The sequence below is a fragment of the Streptomyces sp. NPDC088745 genome (genome assembly GCF_044751045.1).
Lineage (GTDB): Bacteria > Actinomycetota > Actinomycetes > Streptomycetales > Streptomycetaceae > Streptomyces > Streptomyces cremeus.
The window spans coordinates 106606-128621 of the sequence record NZ_JBIVLB010000019.1 but is presented as its reverse complement, the minus strand read 5'-3'; the positions used below and the strand labels follow the sequence as shown (position 1 = coordinate 128621).

37 protein-coding genes are annotated in these 22016 nt (G+C 69.8%); 17 read left to right on the top strand and 20 right to left on the bottom strand.

Annotated features, from left to right (window positions below; translation table 11 throughout):
- Window positions 1–99: 99 nt before the first annotated feature.
- The 8 genes from ACIP93_RS33945 to ACIP93_RS33910 form a co-directional block, all read right to left on the bottom strand.
- Window positions 100–423, bottom strand: a complete 324-nt coding sequence (locus ACIP93_RS33945) for a hypothetical protein (RefSeq protein WP_401765493.1) — start codon at window positions 421–423, stop codon at window positions 100–102.
- Window positions 420–854: a DUF6082 family protein gene (locus ACIP93_RS33940; protein WP_401765490.1), complete on the bottom strand. Its 435-nt coding sequence runs from the start codon at window positions 852–854 to the stop codon at window positions 420–422. The genes ACIP93_RS33945 and ACIP93_RS33940 overlap by 4 nt, the downstream gene beginning before the upstream one ends.
- Window positions 855–990: 136 nt before the next feature.
- On the bottom strand, window positions 991–1290 hold the full coding sequence (locus tag ACIP93_RS33935) for a hypothetical protein (protein ID WP_401765488.1): 300 nt from the start codon (window positions 1288–1290) through the stop codon (window positions 991–993).
- A complete protein-coding gene (locus ACIP93_RS33930; RefSeq protein ID WP_401765487.1) occupies window positions 1287–1745 on the bottom strand; it encodes a DUF6082 family protein in 459 nt (152 codons plus the stop codon). The genes ACIP93_RS33935 and ACIP93_RS33930 overlap by 4 nt, the downstream gene beginning before the upstream one ends.
- Window positions 1742–2278, bottom strand: a complete 537-nt coding sequence (locus ACIP93_RS33925) for a hypothetical protein (RefSeq protein WP_401765484.1) — start codon at window positions 2276–2278, stop codon at window positions 1742–1744. The genes ACIP93_RS33930 and ACIP93_RS33925 overlap by 4 nt, the downstream gene beginning before the upstream one ends.
- Window positions 2271–2741, bottom strand: coding sequence for a hypothetical protein (locus tag ACIP93_RS33920; protein WP_401765481.1), 471 nt, complete (start codon window positions 2739–2741; stop codon window positions 2271–2273). The genes ACIP93_RS33925 and ACIP93_RS33920 overlap by 8 nt, the downstream gene beginning before the upstream one ends.
- A 14-nt stretch (window positions 2742–2755) precedes the next feature.
- Entirely contained in the window at window positions 2756–3112 is a 357-nt protein-coding gene (locus ACIP93_RS33915) for a hypothetical protein (RefSeq protein ID WP_401765478.1), read from the bottom strand.
- Window positions 3109–3501 carry an ATP-binding protein gene (locus ACIP93_RS33910; protein ID WP_401765475.1) on the bottom strand — a complete coding sequence of 131 codons (393 nt, stop codon included), beginning with the start codon at window positions 3499–3501 and terminating at the stop codon, window positions 3109–3111. Before ACIP93_RS33910 ends, ACIP93_RS33915 begins: the two co-directional genes overlap by 4 nt.
- A 328-nt stretch (window positions 3502–3829) precedes the next feature.
- Between ACIP93_RS33910 and ACIP93_RS33905 the strand changes: the two genes are divergently transcribed.
- The 3 genes from ACIP93_RS33905 to ACIP93_RS33895 all read left to right on the top strand — a co-directional run bounded on the left by ACIP93_RS33905 (window position 3830) and on the right by ACIP93_RS33895 (window position 5620).
- Complete coding sequence (locus ACIP93_RS33905) at window positions 3830–4708, top strand: helix-turn-helix domain-containing protein (protein ID WP_401765472.1); 879 nt, start codon at window positions 3830–3832, stop codon at window positions 4706–4708.
- Complete coding sequence (locus tag ACIP93_RS33900) at window positions 4705–4890, top strand: DUF397 domain-containing protein (protein ID WP_401765470.1); 186 nt, start codon at window positions 4705–4707, stop codon at window positions 4888–4890. The genes ACIP93_RS33905 and ACIP93_RS33900 overlap by 4 nt, the downstream gene beginning before the upstream one ends.
- A 163-nt stretch (window positions 4891–5053) precedes the next feature.
- Window positions 5054–5620 carry a hypothetical protein gene (locus ACIP93_RS33895; RefSeq protein ID WP_401765468.1) on the top strand — a complete coding sequence of 189 codons (567 nt, stop codon included), beginning with the start codon at window positions 5054–5056 and terminating at the stop codon, window positions 5618–5620.
- Here ACIP93_RS33895 and ACIP93_RS33890 read toward each other — a convergent pair.
- The 7 genes from ACIP93_RS33890 to ACIP93_RS33860 all read right to left on the bottom strand — a co-directional run bounded on the left by ACIP93_RS33890 (window position 5617) and on the right by ACIP93_RS33860 (window position 9363).
- Window positions 5617–6750, bottom strand: a complete 1134-nt coding sequence (locus tag ACIP93_RS33890) for a tyrosine-type recombinase/integrase (RefSeq protein WP_401765465.1) — start codon at window positions 6748–6750, stop codon at window positions 5617–5619. The two genes, ACIP93_RS33895 and ACIP93_RS33890, sit on opposite strands and share 4 nt — an antisense overlap.
- Window positions 6747–7136, bottom strand: coding sequence for a hypothetical protein (locus ACIP93_RS33885; protein ID WP_401765463.1), 390 nt, complete (start codon window positions 7134–7136; stop codon window positions 6747–6749). The genes ACIP93_RS33890 and ACIP93_RS33885 overlap by 4 nt, the downstream gene beginning before the upstream one ends.
- Entirely contained in the window at window positions 7133–7336 is a 204-nt protein-coding gene (locus ACIP93_RS33880) for a hypothetical protein (protein ID WP_401765460.1), read from the bottom strand. Before ACIP93_RS33880 ends, ACIP93_RS33885 begins: the two co-directional genes overlap by 4 nt.
- Window positions 7333–7575 (bottom strand): hypothetical protein, encoded by a 243-nt coding sequence (locus ACIP93_RS33875; protein WP_401765458.1) that lies wholly within the window; start codon window positions 7573–7575, stop codon window positions 7333–7335. Before ACIP93_RS33875 ends, ACIP93_RS33880 begins: the two co-directional genes overlap by 4 nt.
- 119 nt (window positions 7576–7694) lie before the next feature.
- A complete protein-coding gene (locus ACIP93_RS33870) occupies window positions 7695–7919 on the bottom strand; it encodes a hypothetical protein (protein ID WP_401765455.1) in 225 nt (74 codons plus the stop codon).
- A 50-nt stretch (window positions 7920–7969) separates the two neighbouring features.
- Window positions 7970–8209 (bottom strand): hypothetical protein, encoded by a 240-nt coding sequence (locus ACIP93_RS33865; RefSeq protein ID WP_401765454.1) that lies wholly within the window; start codon window positions 8207–8209, stop codon window positions 7970–7972.
- Between the two features lie 68 nt (window positions 8210–8277).
- The gene (locus tag ACIP93_RS33860) at window positions 8278–9363 is read right to left on the bottom strand and encodes a hypothetical protein (RefSeq protein ID WP_401765452.1); all 1086 of its coding nucleotides are present in this window, start codon (window positions 9361–9363) and stop codon (window positions 8278–8280) included.
- A gap of 325 nt (window positions 9364–9688) precedes the next feature.
- On the opposite strand from ACIP93_RS33860, the gene ACIP93_RS33855 reads away from it, so the two are divergent.
- The 12 genes from ACIP93_RS33855 to ACIP93_RS33800 all read left to right on the top strand — a co-directional run bounded on the left by ACIP93_RS33855 (window position 9689) and on the right by ACIP93_RS33800 (window position 16176).
- On the top strand, window positions 9689–9925 hold the full coding sequence (locus ACIP93_RS33855) for a hypothetical protein (protein ID WP_401765450.1): 237 nt from the start codon (window positions 9689–9691) through the stop codon (window positions 9923–9925).
- Window positions 9926–10010: 85 nt separating this feature from the next.
- Window positions 10011–10928, top strand: a complete 918-nt coding sequence (locus ACIP93_RS33850) for a hypothetical protein (RefSeq protein ID WP_401765447.1) — start codon at window positions 10011–10013, stop codon at window positions 10926–10928.
- A gap of 16 nt (window positions 10929–10944) precedes the next feature.
- The gene (locus tag ACIP93_RS33845) at window positions 10945–11547 is read left to right on the top strand and encodes a hypothetical protein (protein WP_401765444.1); all 603 of its coding nucleotides are present in this window, start codon (window positions 10945–10947) and stop codon (window positions 11545–11547) included.
- 60 nt (window positions 11548–11607) lie between these two features.
- Entirely contained in the window at window positions 11608–12246 is a 639-nt protein-coding gene (locus tag ACIP93_RS33840; RefSeq protein ID WP_401765442.1) for a hypothetical protein, read from the top strand.
- On the top strand, window positions 12246–12527 hold the full coding sequence (locus tag ACIP93_RS33835; protein WP_401765439.1) for a hypothetical protein: 282 nt from the start codon (window positions 12246–12248) through the stop codon (window positions 12525–12527). Before ACIP93_RS33840 ends, ACIP93_RS33835 begins: the two co-directional genes overlap by 1 nt.
- 235 nt (window positions 12528–12762) lie before the next feature.
- Complete coding sequence (locus ACIP93_RS33830) at window positions 12763–13023, top strand: hypothetical protein (RefSeq protein WP_401765437.1); 261 nt, start codon at window positions 12763–12765, stop codon at window positions 13021–13023.
- Entirely contained in the window at window positions 13020–13682 is a 663-nt protein-coding gene (locus ACIP93_RS33825; protein WP_401765435.1) for a hypothetical protein, read from the top strand. The genes ACIP93_RS33830 and ACIP93_RS33825 overlap by 4 nt, the downstream gene beginning before the upstream one ends.
- Window positions 13679–13945, top strand: coding sequence for a hypothetical protein (locus tag ACIP93_RS33820; RefSeq protein WP_401765432.1), 267 nt, complete (start codon window positions 13679–13681; stop codon window positions 13943–13945). The genes ACIP93_RS33825 and ACIP93_RS33820 overlap by 4 nt, the downstream gene beginning before the upstream one ends.
- Window positions 13942–14400 (top strand): hypothetical protein, encoded by a 459-nt coding sequence (locus tag ACIP93_RS33815; RefSeq protein ID WP_401765431.1) that lies wholly within the window; start codon window positions 13942–13944, stop codon window positions 14398–14400. The genes ACIP93_RS33820 and ACIP93_RS33815 overlap by 4 nt, the downstream gene beginning before the upstream one ends.
- The gene (locus ACIP93_RS33810; RefSeq protein ID WP_401765428.1) at window positions 14397–14603 is read left to right on the top strand and encodes a hypothetical protein; all 207 of its coding nucleotides are present in this window, start codon (window positions 14397–14399) and stop codon (window positions 14601–14603) included. Before ACIP93_RS33815 ends, ACIP93_RS33810 begins: the two co-directional genes overlap by 4 nt.
- 367 nt (window positions 14604–14970) lie before the next feature.
- Window positions 14971–15657, top strand: coding sequence for a hypothetical protein (locus tag ACIP93_RS33805; RefSeq protein ID WP_401765426.1), 687 nt, complete (start codon window positions 14971–14973; stop codon window positions 15655–15657).
- 60 nt (window positions 15658–15717) lie between these two features.
- Window positions 15718–16176: a hypothetical protein gene (locus ACIP93_RS33800; protein ID WP_401765424.1), complete on the top strand. Its 459-nt coding sequence runs from the start codon at window positions 15718–15720 to the stop codon at window positions 16174–16176.
- Window positions 16177–16241: 65 nt separating this feature from the next.
- On the opposite strand, the gene ACIP93_RS33795 is transcribed toward ACIP93_RS33800, so the two are convergent.
- Genes ACIP93_RS33795 through ACIP93_RS33785 form a run of 3 tightly spaced genes read right to left on the bottom strand, consistent with a single transcriptional unit; the run spans window position 16242 to window position 18420 of the window.
- Window positions 16242–16943 carry a hypothetical protein gene (locus ACIP93_RS33795; RefSeq protein ID WP_401765422.1) on the bottom strand — a complete coding sequence of 234 codons (702 nt, stop codon included), beginning with the start codon at window positions 16941–16943 and terminating at the stop codon, window positions 16242–16244.
- Window positions 16944–16945: 2 nt separating this feature from the next.
- A complete protein-coding gene (locus ACIP93_RS33790) occupies window positions 16946–17395 on the bottom strand; it encodes a hypothetical protein (protein WP_401765419.1) in 450 nt (149 codons plus the stop codon).
- Entirely contained in the window at window positions 17392–18420 is a 1029-nt protein-coding gene (locus ACIP93_RS33785; protein WP_401765417.1) for a hypothetical protein, read from the bottom strand. Before ACIP93_RS33785 ends, ACIP93_RS33790 begins: the two co-directional genes overlap by 4 nt.
- A gap of 436 nt (window positions 18421–18856) precedes the next feature.
- Here ACIP93_RS33785 and ACIP93_RS33780 point away from each other — a divergent pair, with 436 nt between their 5' ends.
- Together ACIP93_RS33780 and ACIP93_RS33775 are read left to right on the top strand one after the other, a co-directional pair.
- Window positions 18857–20029: a hypothetical protein gene (locus tag ACIP93_RS33780; RefSeq protein ID WP_401765414.1), complete on the top strand. Its 1173-nt coding sequence runs from the start codon at window positions 18857–18859 to the stop codon at window positions 20027–20029.
- Between the two features lie 250 nt (window positions 20030–20279).
- Window positions 20280–20669 (top strand): DUF6221 family protein, encoded by a 390-nt coding sequence (locus ACIP93_RS33775; protein ID WP_401765411.1) that lies wholly within the window; start codon window positions 20280–20282, stop codon window positions 20667–20669.
- Window positions 20670–20685: 16 nt separating this feature from the next.
- Here the strand turns inward: ACIP93_RS33775 and ACIP93_RS33770 are convergent, their stop codons facing one another.
- Window positions 20686–20889, bottom strand: a complete 204-nt coding sequence (locus ACIP93_RS33770) for a hypothetical protein (protein ID WP_401765408.1) — start codon at window positions 20887–20889, stop codon at window positions 20686–20688.
- 68 nt (window positions 20890–20957) lie between these two features.
- Window positions 20958–21989 (bottom strand): hypothetical protein, encoded by a 1032-nt coding sequence (locus ACIP93_RS33765; protein WP_401765406.1) that lies wholly within the window; start codon window positions 21987–21989, stop codon window positions 20958–20960.
- Window positions 21990–22016 lie beyond the last annotated feature (27 nt).

Genomic DNA, 22016 nt, shown 5'->3' with positions numbered 1-22016 from the left:
GGTGTCTTTTGGTCCGTGGTTTCTACCTTCCCCCCCCCCCCCCCCTTGGGGCGGGGGGGGGGGGGGGGGGCCCCGCGGGGGGGGGGGCCCCCACCACCGTCAGGGCTGGGGGATGGCGAGTTGTACGCGTTTAAGGGCTGTGCCCAGATCCCGGCAGAAGTCGCGGAGCACGCGCCGGTCACCCGGGTCGGTGCAGCCGTCGCGGACCAGTTGGCCGGCCCGGTTGAACGCCCGCTGTACCTCGCGGCGCCGGTAGTCCTCCACGAGGCCGTAGTCGACCTGCGGGAGCAGCACTTCAGCCGCGACGACCAGGTCTTCAGCGAGCTGAGCGTATTTCTCGTGCGAGAACGTGCCGTCGAACTGGGTGGTGGCCATCACCAGGCGCCCGCGAATCCACAGCGGGGTGGCGGTGTCGGCGCTCATGCCACGGCCCCGAGCCCACGCTCGTCCAGGACGTCGTCGAAGATCCCCTCAACGACATGGGAGTAGTGGTTCTTCGGGGCCTGCGCCCAGGAAGCGCGCGCCCATTCCCAGTAGCCCAGCCCGGACGGGCCGTCGAGGAAGCGGGAGACCAGTTCCCGCAGGTGGTCCCGGCTGATCAGGCCCGCCTTGTAGTGGTGCGACCAGAAGGACACCCAGGCGTTGCAGGCCACCAAGGTCGTCCTCTCCTCCTCCGACTTGCCTTCCAGCAGCTTGCTGCCGTATCCGGGGAAGTCCCGCAGCAACGCCAGGTGGTGACCGGCATAGGTCTGGACGCGAGCGCGCATCCGGTCGCGGGCCGAGAGGGCGGTATGGGTGGCGCCGACCACGACGAGGGCCGTCAACAGGATGTGGGTGGTATGGGGTCGGTGCATGAAGTGCTCCTCCTCAGAAGGGGTGGGCAGGTAAGGCCGCGGTGATAGGGCGGTGCACGCGCTCGCGCTGGAGGGCCGGGGACTCGGAGTGCTGGAGAGCGAGGGAACCAGAGGGGGGCGATGGTGGTCTCACCGGTCATCCTTCCTCCGTCTGCGCTTGATCCGGGAGCCTGGACAGCCCTCCCAGGAGGTCGACGTGTTCGACCAGAAGCCGGTAGTGCACGAGCTGCACGACTGGGCTTTTGGCGTCGCGTATGCCCGCGAGCAGTTCGTGACGCTTGGCGAGGACGTGGTTGAAGCGGGAGCGGCATGCGGCTGGCACCGCGTTCGGGTCGATACGCTCGATGAGCGCGTCGCGGGCCAGCCCCAACCGCTCCGCCCGCTCCAGGACATCGGACGGAGCTACTACGCCCAGGCGGTCCGGCTGTACGGTCACCGGTTGCGCCCGAGCGCAAAGACCTCGTGCTCCTCGTCCACGATCTCGAGGAACCGCGCACCGCGGGGCCGCTTCTGGAGGTCGAGGTCGTTCCAGCCCTCCCGGGCCAGGTCCCAGTATTTGATGCCGTCCTCCTCCTGGAAGAGGTAGCGCAGGCACCCCCGGAGTTTGGCGCTGCTCATCAGGCGAGTCTCGTACTCGACGAACCAGGCCGACATCATGTTGCCGTGGATGAGGAACGCGGTGCGCGCCGCGTCATCCGGCAGTTGGACCGTGGTGGTGTTGGCCCTTTCCCGCATTTCCGGGGTGCCCGCGAGGAGAGCGAGCCGCTGATCGAAGTGCATGCGCTGGGTGCGCTCCAGCAGCAGTTCCTTGTGCTGGCGGCGCGACAGCAGCAGGTGGCCTGCGGCAGCGCCGAGAGCGGTGCAAACGATCAGGCTGGGCGTGTGCTTCATCGTGATTCTCCTGTGCAGTGCGGGTAGGACAGTCGGGGGTATGGGGGAACCTGGCGTTCACGCACGGCGGTGTCGGCGGCACAGAGCCGTTCGAGCTGCCGGTGGGCCGACGCGTAGTTCTGCTGCTGGTCGAGTTCGAACGCGAGCGCCCGCACCTTGCCGGCCAGTTCCTGGACGGCGCGCAGCGCCTGGACCTCGCTGGTGGCGCCGCGGACCGTGCGTTCGAGGTCGCCGACAAGCTCACGCCCCTTGGCCAACGCGGTCTGGTAGTGCTCCAGCCCGACGGAGTCTTTCCGCAGGCGGGCAGTGATCCGGCTCTGGTCGGTGGAGTTGACGACGCCCCAGTAGAAGCCGTGCAGGTCGCCAGCGGCCTTGAGGAGGCGTGGCCAGCCGGGCGGTCGCGTCCAGCCGAGGATGATGGCGCACTCGGCCTTCACGTACACGGCGTCCGTGCGAACGGCCGCCGTGGCGGGCACGGGCGTCCCCGCAACGGAGTGGGTCGCGCCCTCTTCGGGGGGCGGCGAGTCAGGCATGGAGGTACCAGTTCTGTGAGAAGTCCTGCGGGACAGCGGGCGGTGGTTCGATCTCGCCGATGACCTCAGCTTCGATGAGGTGTTCCAGCAGTCCTTCAGCCGTCACCGCCATCTGCCGCACGTACGTCTGGGCCCGTTCGGTGTCGGCGGGGAGCCCGCCGCCCTGGAGCTCGGCGGCACGGGTCAGGAGCTTCGCCAGCGAGTCCTCGGTCCAGATGTGGGAGGCGAGACGAGCGAGCCGGTCCAGCCCTGCGCGCAGCAGCACGTCGAGCGCGGGAAGGGCGTGCTCGGGCGGCGCCTGGTCGTCGAGTACGTCGCTGGCCGCGTCCAACACCCTGCTCAGCACCTTCTCGGGGGAGAGGTGCACCAGGACGCGGGCCAACGTCGCGGCGTCGACCGGTGCCCACTGGAGGACCGAGGCGAGGTGTTGTTGCCGAACGGGCGGCTTGACGGCCGTACGCATCGTGCTTTCTCCCCTCAGTCCGAATCGGAGTTCTGTTGTGCCAAGGGGGTGCTGCCCCGCCCCGGTTCCTGCACTTCCCCGGGCGGGGCAGCACCGGCCGCCGTCGCCCCTGGGCACCACTCCGGGGTCGGCGGCCAACTTCCCGGCGGCTGCGCTCCAAGGCGTTCAGCGGCCGGGGGTTCGTGGAGGCCGTCGTCGTCACGGCCTGTTCGCTCGTACGTCTCCGCGCCCCTGTCGGGCCCGGTGTCCTCGTCCTCAGCAGGGGTGATCGAGGACTGCGCCCGCAGCAGCAGTCCCCCCATGACGGCGATAAGGACGGCGCCGATGGTGAAGCGCGGCCAGTCGAGTCCCTCCCACAGGGCGGCGCTCATGCGGCGGTCTCGAAGTCTGCGAGGACCACCCACACACGGTCTCCCGAGAACGTGCAGACGTCGGCGAGCTCGCGGACGATGTGCAGGCCCCGGCCGCTCTCCGCGTCGATGTCCCTGGGCTCGGCGATCTCCGGAAGGCACACCGGGGAACCGCTGGCGACCGCAAGGACGACCACGTCGCCGTGCGCGAAGCACCCGACGCCGACGGTGTCGCCGGTCCCGTGCTGGAAGCCGTTGGTGACGAGCTCGGAGACGATCATCTGGGCCCGGTAAACCACGTCTTCCGGATAGTCGGCGTACCGCAGTCGGGCGGCCACGATCTGCCGCATCCGGCCGGGCCAAGGTCGCACGTCCCCCACGCGGGGCAGCTTGTAGACCTCGTAGGGCACCCACCTCGTTGTGCAGCGCCGACCGGAAGCCGATGCTGTGTGGTGCACGGGGTGAGCTGCCATGAGGTCGTCCTCTGCGGTCGAGGCAGGCGCCCAGAGGGCACCATGAACGGAGGAAGTGTCACCGTCCGCGTCGCGGCTTCTTGTGACTCAACTACCGTCGCTGAAGACGCAGTTAGGATTCAATGAGAACTCACGGATTCCCCACCGGGGACCCAAAATGGCACGTGCCAATCGCGCACATGGGCTGTTGGGACGCGCACATCTGCTGTCAGACTGCGCGTATCTGCAAAGGTGCCGCGCAGACCTGCTGAGGAGGGAAGCACATATGGATGCTCGTACTCGTCCCACGGGCCGGCGTATCGCCCTGGGCTCCGAGCTCCGCGAGCTGCGCCACACGCGCAAGCTCACTCTGGAGGAGGCGGCACAGGGGTTGGGCTTCTCCGAGGCGCAACTCCAGCGGGTCGAGACGGGGCTGAGTTCTCTGCGCAGGCGCGATCATCTCGTCAAGCTGTTGGAGCGGTACGGAGTCACGGACAGGAAGACGGTGAACGAGCTCCTGGAGATGCAGGCGCAGGCCTCGGACGAGGACTGGTTCATCCCCTACAAGGACTCCAGCACGCCAGCGCAGATGCCTCGCTTCGTTCAGGTGGAGGCCGTAGCCCGCTCGGTTCGCGCGTACCACCCACTCTTGCCCTGGGGGTACCTCCAGACGGAGGCTTACGCACGAGCCATCTTCGCTATGCAGCAGCCTGTGCTCGAACTGCCGCGCGACTCGATCGACAAGGCCGTACGTCTACGGATGCTCCGCCAGAAGTACATCACCCGCGACGAGGAGCCGATGATGTTCCACGCCATCCTGGGTGAGCCGGCGCTGCGACACATCGTGGGCGACATAGACGTGATGGTGGAACAGGGCGAAGCGCTCATCAAGCTCAACGAGCGGGAGAACGTGACGATCCAGTTCCTTCCCTCGAACAAACACGTGTACAGGTTCGCCGGGGACTTCACCATCCTCGGCATGCCGGAGAATCTGCCTGATCAGGTTCAAGTCGACAGCGCCATGGGCGACCTGTCCATGTCCGGGAAGCCCCGCACCGTGGGGAACTTCAACCGGAGGTTCGAGCTGCTCACTGCCGCAGCTCTGCCGCCGGAAGAGACCCCGGAGTTCATCCGCACGATCACACAAGAGATGGCCAAGAAATGACACATGCATCCAGGTCCGACTGGTTCAAGTCCTCGTACTCCGAGGGGAGCGGCAACAACTGCGTAGAGGTCCGCCTCAGCCCCAACGTCATCGAAGTGCGGGACTCCAAGGACACGACCGTTCCCAGCGTCCGGACGTCCTCTGCTTCGTGGACGGCGTTCCTCGCCCGCATCCCGCAGTAGGCGCACCGTACGGCGATGGCGCCCTTCCCAGGCGATGTGGGAAGGGCGCCATCGCGTCGTGTCCTACCCTGCCCGACGGCACTGACAGCCGCCAGAGCGCCAAGCGCACTCGTCGCGCGCGTACATACCCGCCAATCGCAGAGTCCCCACCTAGGGTGGAGGCATGGTGACTGCGAAGTTCCCTCTCAACCTGAGCACCGAGGCCCTTGAGCGCCGTGCGCGGCAGCACGCCCAGGCCCATGTGAACGCCGGCCGAAGGTACTTCGTCGATCTCTCGGACGTCTCGGCTGAACGACAGTGTGTGAACTACCTCCGTCACCAGTACACGGACTACGACAGCGACCAGACCACCGAACGGCACGCCGAGGCCAACCGGCTCATTGCCTCCGCCTACCCGTGGCTGGCCGAGGAGTGCGCCCGGCAGTCGGCCCGCCGCAGCGAGAAGGACCGGCTTGCCGAGAGTGCGGCCGCCATGGCGGAGGCTGAACGTGCACGGGCCCGCGAGGAGCGCAGGGCACTGGCCGCTGCCTCCGCGCAGGCACGATCTCGTCTCAGCGTGGGCCAAGAGGTCACGTTGACCCTGAAGGGCCGCCCCTACCGGGCCACCGTCAGCGAAATCCGGCGGACGAAGGTGACGGTCGCCTACGAGCTGAGGGACGGCAGCCCGCGCACCCGCGACGTTCACGCGGCCCTGCTGGACCTTGGGGAGCATCCTTCGCCCGCCCTTTAGGTCTGAACAGGGATCACGTCGAAGGGGTCGTTCTGGGCGTCCTTGGCGGGGCGGACGTACCTGGTCTCGGGGATGGTGGAATTCTCGTCCCATCGGCCGGCCTTGCGGATCGTCTTCGCGGGGGCGCCGTGGACGGCGAGGTCGGTGGCTCCGCCGGCTCGGAAGCCCTGGGAAGACACGGGGCGTCCGTCGCCGATCAGCCCGGCCTTGTGCCACCAGTGCTTGAGGCGTTCGTCCACGGCCTGGGGGCGCAGGTAGTCGCCGCGCTTGGTGGCGACGGTGACACGGAAGGTCGTGGCGGGCTGGCCGTTCTTCATCAGATGGCGAAAGAGCGGTCCGCTGGTGATGCCGCAGGCAGCGAGATGGGCGAGCCAGCGGCGCATCCGGGGCACGAGGGCGAGGTCGGGGCGGTCGAGGAGCAGCAGGGTCTGGTCCTCGTTCTGGTGCGTCTTGTCCTTGTCGAGCCAGACCTCGATCCGGTCGTCCAGGATGGTCAGGTCCTCGATGTCGAGGTTCACGTCTTCGTCGCTGCGAGCCAGGAAGCGGTAGGAGAAGGCGAAAAGCGCGGCATCGCGGATACCGATGGGGCGGCCGTCCTGCTCGGCCTTCGTGCAGAGCGCCAGGGTGTACGGGAGGGTGATCGGGAAAGCCTGCTTCCTGCGCACCGCCCTCTTGTTGCCGCGGCGGTAGTCGGCCAGCAGGCCCAGGTACAGGCTGTTGTCGGGCCGTTGGCCCGGCGGCATGGTGGTGCGGATCAGGCTCATGTAGTTCTGGATGGTGCTTACCTTCAGCCTCCGGCGCATCAGGTGGGCACCGTATTCGGTGAACGTCGCGGTGGTGCAGGGGAAGGGCACGCGCTGCGTCTCCGCGCACCAGGCGCGGAAGGCCGCCATGGGCGGCGGCTCCTTGTCGCTGCTCTCCATGGCGGCAGCGGTCTCCGGAGAGACGTAGAGCTCGGCGGCGGAGTACCTGGGGACGTCGTCTTCGGTGGGCAGGGCTTGGCCGGGGCGCAGCACCGTGTGCAGGTTCACCCGTAGCCGCGCGGGGGCGGGCGGGACCGGCAGCGCGAGCTCGCCCTCGTTCACCAGCTCGGCGTCGACGATCTCGGGCTCGGGCGCCGGGCGACTCACGGCCGTGCCTCCGGCCCCTGGTAGCCGAGCAGCGCCTCGTGGCCGCAGGGCTCGAAGACGGCACGCGCGAAGAGGCCACGGTCCCGGTTGGGCGGGTAGTAGCGGCGGACGGCGCCGACCGGACCCGCGCACACCGGACAGGCGGGAAGCGACGTTCCTGCGGCGTCCTCCAGGGGCCACCGATATTCGGAGTCGAACCGCGCAAAAGTCACGTGCGGCAGCGACGCGGAATCGAGTGCGTCAGCCTCGGCGCGCAGGGCCGCCGCCTTTTCCAGGAGGAGGTGCTCGTCGTCGGTGCGCGGGCCGGCGGTCGCCGGGGCAACCCTGTTTTCCAGCTCGGCCGCGCGGGCACGCAGCGCCCCCGGGTCAGCGGCCTCGGGCGTCACGAGATGCGCTCCTGGTGCACGGTGTCCAGGAAGTGGCGTTCGTAGGCGTCGACCAGGCGGCGCGCCTCGCGCGAGGTGAGGGGTTGGTTACTCATGAGCGCGTCGACGAGCTGCTGCTTGATGTCCTCGGGCGTAGAGACGTAGTCCTCGGGCCACAGCGACAGGGAGGACGGGAGTGTCGGGTTGGGTTCGGTGCTCATGCAGGTTCTCCGGGGGCGGGGCGGGGGTCGACATGGGTGAGTGCAAGCGCTCCCGCACGGCCGTCGACCAGGACGACGGCGCCGCCGTGCGGGAGCGTCCACGCGGCGGAGCGGGTCCGGGTGTCCAGCCGGGGGCCGCCGGGCGCCCGCTCCGGGCGGGCCCCGGGGTAGGCGGTCACGACGGTGCCCACCGGGTAGCGGGCGTTCCACTGTGCGGCGCTCGGCGGGGCCGGGGGCATCGGGGGCCTTCCGGGGCCGGGGTGGGGTCGAGAACGCTCTGGCGGAAAGTCGCTGGGCTGGATGAGTTCGGAGGGAATCTTGCCCGGGGTGATCGCACCCGGAGGGATCGGTTCGGAGGTCACGGCTGCACCCCGCAGCCTTCAAGGAAGTAGTCGTCGTAGGTGCGGTGCGCGGTGTTCCACATCCAGCGCGCATGAGGGGGCGTTTGCTCCCGGGCGGCTGCCACGAGTACCCGTTCCGTCAGATCCTCCGCTGTGGCGAAGCTCCTGACGCGGCGGAAGAAGAACGCGACCAGCGGTTCGTAATACTGCTGCAGCAGTTCCTCTACGTCTTCTACGGTCACGCGATCTCCTCCATGGCGTCACGGGTGCGGTCCAGACGGCTGCTCAACCGTCAACTCCTGGTGGCGAGGTCTGCGGCGTACTGATTCCAGGTGTCGTCCAGGGCGTCGAACAGGCTGTCCGCCGCGTCGGTGTCCTCCAGGTGAGCCCGGAAGAGATCGACGGATTCCGGCTCGTCCCACGGCCATTCGGGGTGGGTGGCGGCGTGCCGTGCCAGGTCGCCGGCAGGGCTCTGCTCGTCGGCGGCGTACGCGGCGAGCCAGCCGCCAAAGCTGCTCCAGTTCCTGGTCATGGGGTCCAGTCCTGGGATCGGTTGCTGCGGTGTCATGGCGGGCCTGTTCGGTGCGCGGGGCGGGCAGGTCAGAAGCGGTCGAGGTGGAACTGAAGGCAGTCCGGGCACATGCCGAGGTCGGTGTCGTCGTCGGCCTCGTACAGGCAGTGGCAGGTCTCGCACGGGGTAGGCGTGTCCAGCGAGGCGCCGCAGAGAAAACACAGGGCGACGGGGCGGGCGGGGTCGGCAGCCACCGGGATGTGCGTGAGCGTCGCGTCGTCCTGCCCGCACTGCGGGCAGGTGTAGACGTGGGAGGCGTTGCGGGCGTCGTAGGCGGACACGTAGTCGTCCAGCAGGTGGAAACCGTCGGGCCAGTAGCCGTAACAGAACCGGCAGGTCGGGGGGTTCTTGCCCGCCACGATGGCGAACTGGCCGCAGTAGGGACACTCGACGGTCTCACCGCGGTGCTCGTGCAGTTGCCCGCGGATCTGGTTGTTCCGCGCGGTGACGTAGGACGTGACTGTGCCCAGCCGCTGGCGTACGACCTCCAAGGCCGCCTCGATCGGGTCCCTCCCGGGCGGGCCGCCAAGCACGAGGAAATCATCGCCGGTGACGGCGCCGACGAGGACCGTCTCGCCGGTGCCGCCATCCAGTGACGGGAGCAGTTCGTCGTTGAGGAACTCCAGTAGGAAGGCGAGGACTTCGGCGGCGTTGGCTTCGATCTGCGGGGCGGAGAGGGTCAGTCCGTAGTGCTGGAGGGCGTTACGGCTGCGGGAGAGATTCTTCAGGGCCCGCGCGGGCTTGTCCGCGATCTCCAGGCCCGCGATCCTCTTCAGCCGGGCGAGGGCGGTGTCGGTGGTGCAGCTCTTGAAGTCGGCGCTGTCGAAGGCGGTGCGGGTGGTGTCCTTGTGGTCGAGATCGGCGAAGACCAGGCTCCAGTGCTCCTCTTGGAGCCGGGCCTTGAGCAGGACTTCGACGGCGGCCTGGAGGTGGAGGACCGCGTACTTGAGGTGGCGCGGGGCGGGCGGGTCGGCACTGGTGAGGTGTTCGGTGACGCTCAGCAGGTAGTCGACACCGTTGGCCACCGGGGGGAAGTCGACCTTCGGCGGCTCGGACCGCTGCGCCTTCTCCGGCCCGGGGGCGCCGCCGCCGGGACCATCGTTACCGTCACTCACCATTTCCCCCTCAAATCTTGCAGACGCAAGGCGTTCTGACGGCCGGTCGCGGCCGGAAGGCCCGGAAGCAGGTTACCGCCAACAATACGGATTATTGTCGGCTACCAGTCGGTAACCATTAGAGTCGTTCCCGAGGGCGGAGAGCACCGCCCGAACCATGAAACGAGAGAGGGCCCGTCCGGCGGCGGCCACGATGGTTCAGTCGCTTCAGTCGCTTCAGTCGCTGCCGTGATCTTCACCAAGACGCCTCACGACCCCGTTCGAGGCCGTTCGATTCTTCGCTCAGAACGGTTCTCCGCCAAACCCCTTGAGGAGCAACATCCCCATGACCGGTTCTGAGACGCCTGAGCCGACCGCCGAAAGCGTGATCAGCGGACTGTTCCACGACACCGGACTTGGCGCCCGGCCCGATCTCATCCCCGTCTACATCGCCGCGACGCTCGCGCTGCGCGACCACGAGAACGCCGCCACGCTGCGCGCGGCCGGACACACCGCCGCCGCCGACATCCTCGAGCCGGACCCCGCGGTCATCGCCGCGGCGTGGGGCCCCGAGGACCAGTAGCGGTCAACTCCCAACCCTCTGGCGCCCGATGGCGCACCACGGCGGAGAGCACCGCCGTTCACCCGAAGAGAGGAACACCCCGTTCATGCACCGTCGCCTCGTCGTCACCGCCCTGCTCCCGCAGCCCGAGCCCCAACCGACGTACCCGGAGTACGAGGACGTCCGCAGGGAGGCCCGGGGGAGGAACGCCGGGCCGATCGGCGGCCGCAACCTCGACCGTATGGAGGACGTGATCCAGCGCCGCGGCGGCGACTGGTGCACGGCCGTCCTGGGCCGGCACTTCCCCGGCCTGCGTCACACGCCCTCCGTGGACGGCTTCACCCTGTTGGTCGCCGACGAACGCGGCCTCGAGCCGGAGCTCCCGGAGAGCATCGTCCAGGCGCGCGCCGCCGAGAAGGCGCGGCGCAAGGAGCGTGAGGCGCAGGCCGCCGCCAAGTTGGAGGCGGAGAAGCGGCGTTGGGACCTGGTCACCGCCTCGGCCCCGGTCTCGTTCAGCGTGCGGGAGAACACCCGGCACACGGGCGTCGGGGGGTCGCTGCGGCACGTCACGGCGGCCGTCAACCTGGTCTCCGGACGGTCCCGGCGGCACACAGCAGGCAGAGCTCTGTGCGAGACGCCCGACCGTACGAACCCGCTGCACCTGGGCGGCCCGCTCGATGATCTGCCGCCCACCTGCAGGCGCTGCATCAAGTACGCGGGCCTGGTACGCACACTGGATACCCCGGCCCCGCCCACGCCCGCAGAAGTCGCCACGCTGCGCCTGGTCCAGTCCGGTGTGGTGTTCACCTTCCGGCCCGCACGAGGCGGCCCGGCGGCCCGGGACACCAGCCAGCGCAGCAAGGGCGCATCGGGGCACTTGGGCCGGAAGGTCGACGCCGCGGTACAGAAGGCCGAGGGCAGGGGCTGGGTGGAGAAGGACCAGCAGCACAGCAGGACGGAAGGGGGACACCTCGGTCACCGTTGGCGGCTGACCGAAGCCGGTACCGCTGCCCTGAAGGGGTGACCAGGTGGTCGCCAGAATGACCGCGAAGCAGTTCCTCGAGCTGAAGGAGCGCCGCCGCGGCGGTCAGGCTGCCCAGCCGGCCGCCGCGGCGCAGCCGAAGAAGGCCCGGAAGAAGGCGCCGCCCGCGCACCCGGGCCCGCCGTCCACCCCGCCCGCGCCCGCGGTCGAGCCGTTGCTCGCCGGGCTGTCTGGGCCGGGGCGGAGCTGGACGCTGCTCATGCCGTACGTCGAGGAGATGCTGACCAGCAATCAGCGCCTCCACCACATGGCCGTGCACCGGGTCCGGAAGCGGCTTCGCGCGGACGCCGCCGGCGTCGCCGCGGCCAAGCGCCTGCCGCACCTGCAGCGCGCGGCGATCTTCTACGTGCTGCACCCGCGCAAGCTGTCCCGGAAGCGCGACCCGGGCAACTGGGCGCCCACGGCGAAGCACTACGTCGACGGCCTGGTCACCGACGGGGGTCTCCTGCCGGACGACAACCACGAGTTCCTTATGGGGCCGATCCCCATCATGGGCGCCCCCGTGGAGTCCGGGTTCGCCCGGATGTCGCTCGTCATCGTCGAACTGAAGGGCCCGCTGAACAGCGGAAACGCGGGAACCGTCACAGAAATGGCCGGTTAGACGTACATGAACTGAGGGCTGGCCGGCTCTCCCCTTTACCTCGCTAGGAGATGCCCCTCCGTGAGCACCACGCAGCACGTGTCCCTCCAGGCCTACGCGCCGGACGGCACGCCCATCCCGCCGACGGTGAGCCGCGAGCACCTGCTCGACCTCGTTCGCGGCGCCTACGAGCGCGCCGGTGTCCACCTTGCGGGCGACGGCGTCGACATCGAACTGGCCGAGATTGCCGACAAGGCGGCGTGTTCGCTCCTGCGGGACCGCTGGAGCGACGATTTCCCTCTCGCCGCATACGACGAGCTGCTCAGCGTCGTCGCCGCGCTCCGGGCCGTTCTCGGCTTCGACCCGACACCGACCGCTCGTGAGGTCCTGGAGTGGGCTGATGAGATGGGAAAGCGCCTGGGCAGCGAGCTCGACGACCCGAAGTCCTCCGAGTACGCCCGGTTCGTGGATGGCCCGTACAGCGGCGCCATCTTGATCGTCACCGGGACTCTTGCCCTGCCCGACATGGGCCCGGCGCCCATCCTCAACCTCCCGATCGCCTGGGGCGACACCGCCGACCCCGGCCGCGGAGAGGCCCGGTACAGGCGCGATCCCGCGGCGCGCGAGCGCGTGTGGCACTACCGGCTCGACAGCGAGACCGTCCGGGAGGACGCGCGCCCGCACATCACCCTTCCCGTGTCCGACCAGGGCGGTGCGTGATGGCCAGGAACATCAGGGCCGACCACGGTGCCGTCTACCGGGCCGTCATCACCTGGGCCGAGGTCCCGGAGAAGGGCGGTACGCCCCACACGGAGTACGAGGGGCCGTACGGGACGGCGGGCGCCGCGCAGGGCCGGGTCACCTTCTGGGAGAACTACCTCCGCGATGACGACACCGGCGAGACCCGGGCCTCGGGCCACGTCGAGGAGGGCACGATCACCTGGCAGCCCTACACGCCGCCGGTGAAGAAGAAGGCCAGCGAGAAGGGCGACCGCACGTGATAGCCCTGCTCTCCCCCTTCGTCTCCTCCCCGGCCGCAGACGCCGCGCACGACGCTGCGCACGAGACTGCTGCCCGGTTCCGTCACGGCGCCTACGCCGTGACGTGCCCGGTCTGCCATGTCCCGGCCGGCGTGCTCTGCCTGGCCCGGCGCAGCGTCCACGGCGCCCGCCGAAACCTGTACCTGCAGAACCCGAAGTCCGAGGGCCTGGTGCCGCTCCTCGTGGGGCGTGTCCGATGAGCCGCACAGCGGCCGCGGCCGCGCGGGCGGCCGTCGAGTGGGCCGAGCGAGCCGAGAACGCGTTCAGCGTAGCTAGCGTCCGGCGGGCGGAAGGCGACGCGGTCATCGAGCGTCGGGGTCCCCGTAGCGAGTCCGAGGGCTGGTACGAGAAGGCCGAGACCGCCGAGCGGGAAGGCGGGACCGCTGCGGCCATGGCGAGCATGTGGGCCGACGTTGCCGGCGTTCTCCACCTGGTCGACGGAGGTGAGCCGCAGTGACCGCTCTCGCCGTTGAGGCCCCGGCCGCACCAGGGTTGGCCGGGCGCCTGGTCGTACGCGCCGCGGGGCGCCCGGTGCTGCACATCGCGGGAGAGGGCGTCACCGCCCCCGCGGTGGCGGTGTTCACCGTGCCCTTGGAGTGCGTGCCGGACGCCGAGCGGGCGCCGGGCGTACGGCCGTGGGACGGGCCGGTCACCGAGTCGAGCATCTGCCCGGCGTGTCTGCGTTCCCTGCGCGGTGAGCCCGAGCCCGAGGCGCCCCATCTCGTCCCCGCCAGCACCGCCGAGGAACTGCCGGTCCCCGCTCCTGGCCCGGCCCGCCGCGGCCGTCACCTGCGGGCCGTCCCGGACCCGGTGACGTACGCCGAGGCGCCCCTGCCCGCCACGCACGCGGGCCACCCCGTCATCTGGTCTCGCTGGACCAAGGCCCCCGTCGTCTCCCACCACGACCCGTCGTGCGCGTGGTGCGGCGACCCGGGCCCCGGTGAGATGGCCGGCGGGCGCCAGGGACACCCGACGTCCAAGACCGTCCCCTTCCGCCGGTTCATCGCCTACAGGTGCACCGCGTGCCAGGAGATGACCGCGTACGAGCAGGTCGGGGGAGACCTGCGCACCATCACCCACCACAAGTCGCGCGCTCCGAAGGACTGCAACCGATGAGCCCCACCGCCACCATCACCCCCGGCGCCAGCGCCCTTGAGCAGCATCTCGCCCTGGTCGCGTGCGGCCAGCGGCCCGGCAAGACGCAGGCCTGTGACAGTTGCCGCCGGAAGGGCTCTGGCCTCGTGAACATGGCCTCCACTGGGGCCGCCGACGCGGTCGCGGCCACCATCTGTGGAATCGCAAAGACGTCGAGCTGCCACGACTGCAAGGTCAAGGCCGCCGAGGTCATCCGTGTCTACAACGAGCAGGCAGCAGCGTGACCACCGCCGTCGCGCCGCCGCGCACCACCGCCATCGCCTTCGACCTGGAGGGCGGACTCATCGACGTCTCGGGCATCCATCACCTGTCGAGCAACGCCTCCAGGTTTCACCGCGCCAGCCTCTCGTGCCCGGCCAACCACGACATCGTGGCCGCCGCCCAGCGCGCGTACGAGAACGGGACCACGGTTCTCGTCATGACCGGCGGGGACCGGCGCCTGGAGCAGCTCGTGTCCGTGTGGCTGGGCCGCAACGGCGTGCCCGCGGCCCTGCTCCTGATGCGCGGCCGCGGTGACTACCGGCCCGGCGCCGTGGTGAAGCGGGAGCGGCTACGCGCCGCCCGGCGCCGCTTCGGCGGCCTCACCGTGTGGAGCGCCGACCCGAGTGTGACCCGCCTGTCGGAACGGGAGGGCATCGACGTCATGCCGCTGCCCGGCTACTGGGGGGACACCCGGTGACCAGACATCCGGTCGGAAACCACGAGCTCGGTTCCGAGGAGCTGTCCAAGCTGCTCGGGGGCGAGTTGCCTTCCATCCTGCCGCTCGAAGGGTGGAAGACGATGACACTGCACTGCCAAGTCGACGCGATCAGCACGTCCGACCGCCATCCGGACCTGGTGAAGCTCGAAGTGTCGTTCCCCCCAGCCAAGCCCTATACCTGACCAGTGCTCAAGCCAGGCTCGGGGCTCTCCTGCCGCATGCATCTCCCCCTGAACGAGACTCGGTTGCTATACTCGGCGCGTGCTCTCCGCGTGAGTGGAGATGGACCTATATCCGCTCAGTCGCGGAGGTCGAACGCACCTTTCCCCACCAACGTGGGGATGATCCTGTTGGCGCAGATGCCAAGCGGTATGCGCTGCAGTGCTCCCCACCAATGTGGGGGTTACCCATCAGGAAGCACCCCCTGCCGCTGCGGGGCTGAAGTGCCGTCTCCTCCCTGCCGAGCAGGGGGAATTCACCGCGCCCCGACGACAGTAACGATCTTGTGTGCTCTCCGTGCCTGTAGGGATGACTCGAAAGGGGGCCGACATGTCCCGCACAACCACGCAACCCCACCCTCTGGCCTCGTACGCCAGCCAGATCGACCCGCAGGAGGTCTATACGGTCCGCGCAGTCGCGGCCCTGCTGGGCATGGCACTCCCCAGCGTCAGCGGCATGGCGACGTACGGCCTCCTGCCCGGCGGCAGGGTCCGCCCCCATGCCCGCGGGGGCCGCCAACGTGTCTGGACCGGCGCGCAACTGCTCCGGATCGCCAAACGGCCTGTGCGGGTGCAGTACGACCACGAGAAGCTCTCCCCGACCACCCTGTACCGGGTCGGGTGCCGCTGTCAGGTGTGCGTGGCCGCCCACAGCGCGGAGAGCCTGGAGCGCCGGCGGGCCCTTGCCGAGGAGGCGTTCCCGGCCGAACAACGGCAGCGTGTCTTGGAGTTGGTCGAGACGCAGATGCCCGTTGCAGAGGCGGCGGAGAAGGTGGGGGTGACGCTGCACCAGGTCTACGGTCGCGCGAACTGGGACTTTGGGTTCGCCGAAGCGCTGGACGAGGCGGGATGGTCCCTGTGCGTGCTGGGCCAGGACAACCCGCAGTGCAGCACGGCCAGTGGATACCGGGGCAACGAAGGCGGCCGGAGTCACCGTCCGCCGTGCCGGGGAACCGGCTGCCGGGAATGGCGGCGCGCGATGGCCCAGCAGGAGCGCGTCACCCTGACGAGCGCGTGATCCCGCCGTATCCGAGGGCCCCGACCGATGGTCGGGGCCCTCGTGCGATGATCCCGCGTCATGGGGAGACACATCTGGGGGAAGACGGTCGGCGCGCTGGTCCTGACCGTGACTGTGGCGGCCGTAAGCGGCTGCGGCGGCTCGAGCGACGGGGACACCGCGGCGAAGCCGGCCGCGAAGGCAAAGGCGGTGGACCTGAAGGCGGCCACCGACACCTTCCAGGCCGCGGTGACGAAGTTCGACGAGGACGGCGGCTGCCTCGAGCAGGAGCCGGGGACGTGCTGGAAGCAGATGCAGGCGCTCATGGAGCCCGCGCGCACCCTGCGGAAGGCCATGAACTCGGAGAAGTCCGTCGGGCCCGAATTCTGGACGGGCGCGTACGCGCTCGTCGACACCATGGAGAAGGGCATTGCAGTGGGGGAGGACAAGGGCGCCACGGCCTACGGCACGAACCGGCCGAATGTCTTCGGCTCCGCTCACAAACTGGCTGACTGGCTCGACGCGCACCCGATCTCGTAACCACTGGCACGAGCAGACAGAAGGGGCCCGTACGGCGTGTACGGGGCCCCTGGGCGTTGCTCTGGTCAGGCGTCCGGCACGGCGACCGGGTTGTCGCCGAGGTAGCCGAGGCGTGCGTCGACGTCGGCTTCGGCCTCGCGCTGGCGGCCGACGTGCGGCTGTTCCGCGGGCCATCCGCTCTTGGTGCGGCACTGCTCGCCGTCGCCTGCCGCGCAGCTCTGGCACGTCTTGCGGAGTACCTCCTTCGCGACCTCCGCGTCCCGTTCCCGGCGGCGCCGTGCGGAGGCGGCCTTGGACTCCCAGCCGATCCCGATGCCCTTCATGGCCTCCGGGTAGGTGGTGGTTTCCATGCCGCGCCCCTCGGCCTGCTCGGCGTCTTGGGCCAGCTTGATGAGCTGCCACTGCGTCGGCACGATGGCCGGGCCCCCGTAAGCCTTCCGGTCGCTGTCACGGGCGGCCACGCCCCAGGGGTCGCCGCTGCCTCGGAAGACCTTGGCGAGCGGGATGTCGCCGTCGGTGGCGCGGGCGAGGAACTGCATTCGCTCGGCCAGGTCCCGCAGCGTTCCTGATTGGGAGCGCAGGGAGTCGATGGTCGCTTCGAGTTCGACCGGCACGGCTGGCGTCTCCAGGGCTCGCGCCAACTGCCGGAGCCGGAGTTCGGTTGCGGACAGCCACGCCGCGGCCTCGTCGAGGGTGATCTGCCGGCCTGCCATCAGGCCGTTGGTGTCCGCCTCTGTCTCAGCGGCGGTCTCGTAGGCGTTCGTCATGGTCAGTTTCCCGTCGTCGAGTTCGTAAGGGCCGGGAGGTCCTCCCAGTTGGGGCAGGGCCTGGTGTCGAAGGGAACGGGCGGTTGGCGCTCGAGGTGGAGGGAGCGTCCCCACGCGGGCCCGGACAGGCTCACCCAGTGCGGCCCGGTGTCCTGCCGGGTGAGAGTGGCCCGGTGCAGCCACAGCTCCCGGTAGGCGGTGAACGGCATTGCTGGCGCCGGATTCCACAGCAGGACGTCATGGCCCCATTCCGCTGCGGTGGGCGGGAGCGCGGGGTGTTCGGTGAGGGCCAGGACGAGAGTGAACCGCTCACTGCCTCGCGATTCGGGGTCCGGTTCGGCCACGACGATTCCGTGTACGGGCAGGTCGAGCCCCGGGGCTGGCACGGGATTGCCCGTGGCGTCGTGGCCCGTGATGCGGGCGGCGGCGAAGGCGAAGGAGTCCGCGGTCATCGGGCTGTTTCCTCTCCGGTGATGCCGGTGACGGCCATGACGGCACCGAACAGGAGGTCGTTGCGCCCCACGGCGAGCAGGTCCGAGAGGTTGCCGTGGGGGCCGGCGTCGAACGTCGCGGAGGAGATCGAACCGGCCGGGGCCGTCAGGAAGATGGCGCTCTGGTGGTAGTGCGCGGCGGCCATCCACTCGGGTGGGGGCGCCCACGGGGTCGGCGGCTGGTGCCAGCGGCCGTTGCCCTTGCGTTCGATGTAGAGCAGCCCACCGCGGTCGGCGGTGATCGACCACTCGTCCAGTGCGCGCGGTTCGTCCCGTGTGAGGTCGAGTTCGGGCAGGCCGTCGGAGAGCCGGTCGGCGCGGAAGCCGAGCGGTCCGTGCCGGTGGGCTTCGCCGGGCTGGAGGTAGAACACGGGCGGGCTGTTCTCCGGCACGGTGAAGACGTAGTAGTCCTCGATGGGGGACGTACGGCCGCGCCGGTGCTGTTTGGGCGGGAGGTCCGCGGTGGCGACGGGCAGGCCGCGCCGGCGTCGCTCGAGGGTGAGCTGGGACCAGGACCAGACCCGGGGGTGCCCGCACTGGCCGTGTGTCCAGACCGGGAACTGCAGCTCGGTGGGCGTCAATCCGCCCGGACGCCGGCCCTCCCGCAGCACCAGGCCGAGGTGCACCTCTTTCTCGCGGGTGACAGTGATCGGCTTGTCGCAGAGGTGGCAGGTGATCGGGTCGGCGGCGCCGGGCGTGCCGTTCTTCTCCGCGTGCTGGACGAACTGGCGCACCTGGTCCATGCCGAGGAGCTCTTGGACGCCCCAGCCGATGAAGTAGGCGGTGCCCAACGGCGATGGCCGGTACTCGTTTCCGGCGGCGGCCTCGTCGAAGCCCATCCGCTCCTGGAGGTCCTCGTCTCCGTCGCGCTGGCCGCGCTCGTACTCGCGGCGGGCGTGCTGCATCGCGGCTTGCAGCGACGTCTCGCCGGTCTCTTCCATGTGCTTTCGGGCGGCAGCCTTCAGCGCCCGGTTCTTGTCTCCCACGGTCGTCCCATCGCAGCGCACGCCGGTCCCGTGACCCGGGCACGCCTGGCGTACAGGGCGAACCGACGGGTGGACTCTTCGTTCAGCGCTGGGATTCCCGCTGGGCGGGTTCAGGCGTCTTCGCCGTCCGGTCACGGGCCGGACTACTCAGCCAGGGTCGTCCGCAGGCGACCCGTGAAGAAGGGTAGTGGATGGCGTCGCCCGTGTGGTGGATTCCGGCCGCGCGGGCGCCGATAGGGGGAGGGCAGCACGTCAGGGTGCCGCGGGGGCGTGCCAGCGAGGCGTGCTTCGCTGCCGTCCGAGATCACGGAACTCATTGCATCACATCTCATCTCAACTCATCACGGTGACGTGATGTGATGGGATGAAATGGGATGGGATCGTTGTGGTACAACTCGGGCTCCGAACTTCCACAGCGACCAGGAGAGCGAAGTTCATGAGCGAGCCCACCGCCGATGCCCCGGCCGGGGAAAGCGCCGTACCGGTGACCTGCAAGTTCCTTGAGTGCAATGAGCCGCGGGAGCCGAAGAAGGACCTGTCGAAGCCGGGTCCGGCCCCGGAGTTCTGCTCTCGTGAGGACCACAACCCGGGCACCCTGTGGCGGGCGAAACGCCGGGCAGCGTCCGCGGGGGCTGGCAGGGCCGGCGCTGCCGCGGAGTCGGAAACCGACAAGCCCGTTACCGACTCGGCGGCCGACGCCGTCAACGTCCGTGAACAGGTGGTCGTCAAGATCGCCGAGCTGCGCCAGGACCTCGACCGCTACATCGGCCTTCTTCAGACGGTCACGGACCCGGAGGCGGCCGAGGCTCAGGTCTTGGCGGTGGAGAGCGAGGCCAACACCAGGGTCGCGACCGCCGAGGCCCGCGCGGACCGGGAGCGGAAGAACCGGATCGCTGCCGAGAAGGCGAAGGAGGGGGCGGAGGGGGAGAGGGACGCCGCCAACGAGGCCGCTGTGCAGATGGAGAAGGAGCTCGAGGCCGCCCTCGCGAAGTTCAACGCCGATGTCGAGCGCATCAGCACCGATGCGGCGCGCGACGTCCAGGAGGCGCGCGACTTGCAGGAGCAGGAGCGGCAGGAAGCGGAGCGCTTGGTCGAGGAGGCCAAGGCGACGGCCGGGAAGCAGGTCAACGCAGCCCAAGAGGCCGCGGCCCGCGAGATGGCGGAGATCAAGCGCCTTGCCGCCGAGGATGTCCGGGTGGCGGAGGACCTGGCCGGGAAGGCACGAGTCGAAGCGGACCGCCAGATCACGGAGATGACCACGGCGCTCGGGGAAGCGCAGGCTGCCGCGGACGCTCAGGTCGAGAAGGCCAACGCGCGCGCCGCCGCGGCGGAGGCGCGTGCCACGGAGGCGGAGGAGAACGGGCGGCAGGCCCTGCGGAACGCCGAGAACATGGTGCAGGCGGCGAAAGACGCGGCCGAAACCGTCCAGGCCGGGTTGAAGGCCGAGCTGGAGCGAACGAACGACAAGCTGGAGAAGCGGGACGGCAAGGTCGACGAGTTGCGCAACGAGCTGGACGGGGTGAAGGACAAGCTGCGGGACGCGGAGGACCGTGCCCGTACGGCCGAGAGCGCGCTGCATGCCCGGGAAGTGCAGGACGGCACGGCGTAGTCCGCCGGAACAGCGGCCTCCGTGGCTGCTGCGCCGCTACCGTGAACAGGAGTAGGGCCCGGTACCGCTTCCCCCGTCGGTACCGGGCCCTGCTGCGTGCCCGCACCGTTTCCCTCGGGTTGGTGCCGTCGTTGAGCCGATCGGATGAACGCCCGTGGCGCCGGCGGCAGGAGCGGGACGGACACCCTTCTGCCGGGCGTGCCACGGTGCCCGGCCCCGCACGCCGCGCCCCGATCAACGAGGAGACGCCATGACAGCTACGGAGCCCACGGATCTCTACGCCTTCCTGCTGGAGCGCCTCGATGATGATGAACGCGCCGCCTGTGCTGCCACGCCGGGCCAGCTCTACATCGCGCAGACGGGCCCGGGTGACGACGTGCAAAGCGGCAAGGACGCCGCGCACAGCGCCCGTCATACCGCTGAGCGGGTGCTCGCCGACGTCTGGGGGCGACGCAGCCTGATCGTGGACGTCAACGACTTCATCGACAAGGTCGACGAACTCGTTGACGAAGACGACGAGCACCCGATGGCTCAAGTGGGGGCCGCATGGAGGGAGTCGGTGCTGCGCGGGCTGGCCGCCGCCTACGCCGATCACCCCGACTATCAGCAGGTGTGGAAGCCCGCTTCCCTGGTCGAGTAGGGCGGGCCTCAGCAGGCTATGTGCTCGGGGCGGAGCGGCTGGCGATGGTGCCAGCCGCCTGTTCGAGCGCGGCGAGGAAGGGGTCGTACGCCGCGGTGAGGATCGCTTCCCGGATGAAGTCGTCGACGGTCTTGCCCGCGGCGTCCGCGGCGAGCTGCACCTGTTCGCGTTCGGCGGCCGTGAGGGGCACGGTGAAGGCTTGGGGGTGGTCGGCGTCCATGCGGGGACCGTACCAGCGCCCTAGGGGCCTTCAGGGGCCTGCGTGGGCGTCCTGACGGCCGCCGGGCGTCAGGCAGTGCCCTCGGCGGCCTGGCGCTGCGCGAGGAGTGTGCGGCGCATCGTCTCCCACCGTGTGGGGACCAGGTCTTCCTCCGGCACCTTCTGGGCGTCCTGCTTGATCTGCACGTCGTCGGCGACGGCCTTGTACCAGCGGCTGATGCTGCGTCGGTCGATGGGCATGCCGGTGTTGGGCTTCCAGGCTGCCAGCCACAGGTGCCGGGGCGTGCCGCCTCGCATCCCTCCGCGGATGCCGCCCTGAACGAGGAGCTGGGAGCGGCGGTCGAGCCACTCGTGCAGGCGCTGGCCGGTCTTGGGGTTCAGGCCGACGGTCTCGGGCTCGGGCATCTTGCCGCGGAGTCCGCCCTGGGGCTGACGGACCAGGGTGATCGCGCGGGGCAGGTCGTTCTCGGTGACCAGGTCGTCGACGAGCATGGACTCGAGCTCGCCGAGGCGTGGCAGGACGTCCCGCATGACGCCCCACATGGCCAGGCCGCGGACGATGAGGTCGGGCCGGTTGGCCTCGGGCCACTGGGCGGCCTCTTCCTCCAGGTGGTGGGTGATGAGGTCGGCCATCTGCGGGGAGACGGTGGGCCGCAGTCCCCACGGGGGCAGGTCGGGCGCCTCGAAGGGGATCCGGGCCTGTTCGGCGATCCGCTCGAGGCAGAAGATCCTGATCCGCTCGGAGGTGTCGTAGCTGGTGGGGTCGGTGGCCACTATCGGCGCGGTGCGCAGGTACCCGCCGCGGCCGTAGAGCAGGTAGGCGTGCACGGCTTCCGGGGCGAGGAGTTCGGCAAGGGAGTCCCCGGCCGCCTCGGTCAGGCCCAGCGGAAGCGCCAGGGCGAGTTCGCCGGCGACCCACTCGAGCTGCTGCATGCGGGAGTCCGACACGACGTCCTTGGCCGTACGGTTCACGGTCCGGAACCGGTCCAGGATCCGCTCGAGCTCCCGCAGGGCGGGGGGCGGAGCGGGCACGGCGGTGAGGGCGACCGCGGGCGTCGGGCGGTCGCCGCTGACCTCAAGGTGGCGGGCGGTCGAGCTCATGACGTAGATACTGCCGTGTCCGGGCGC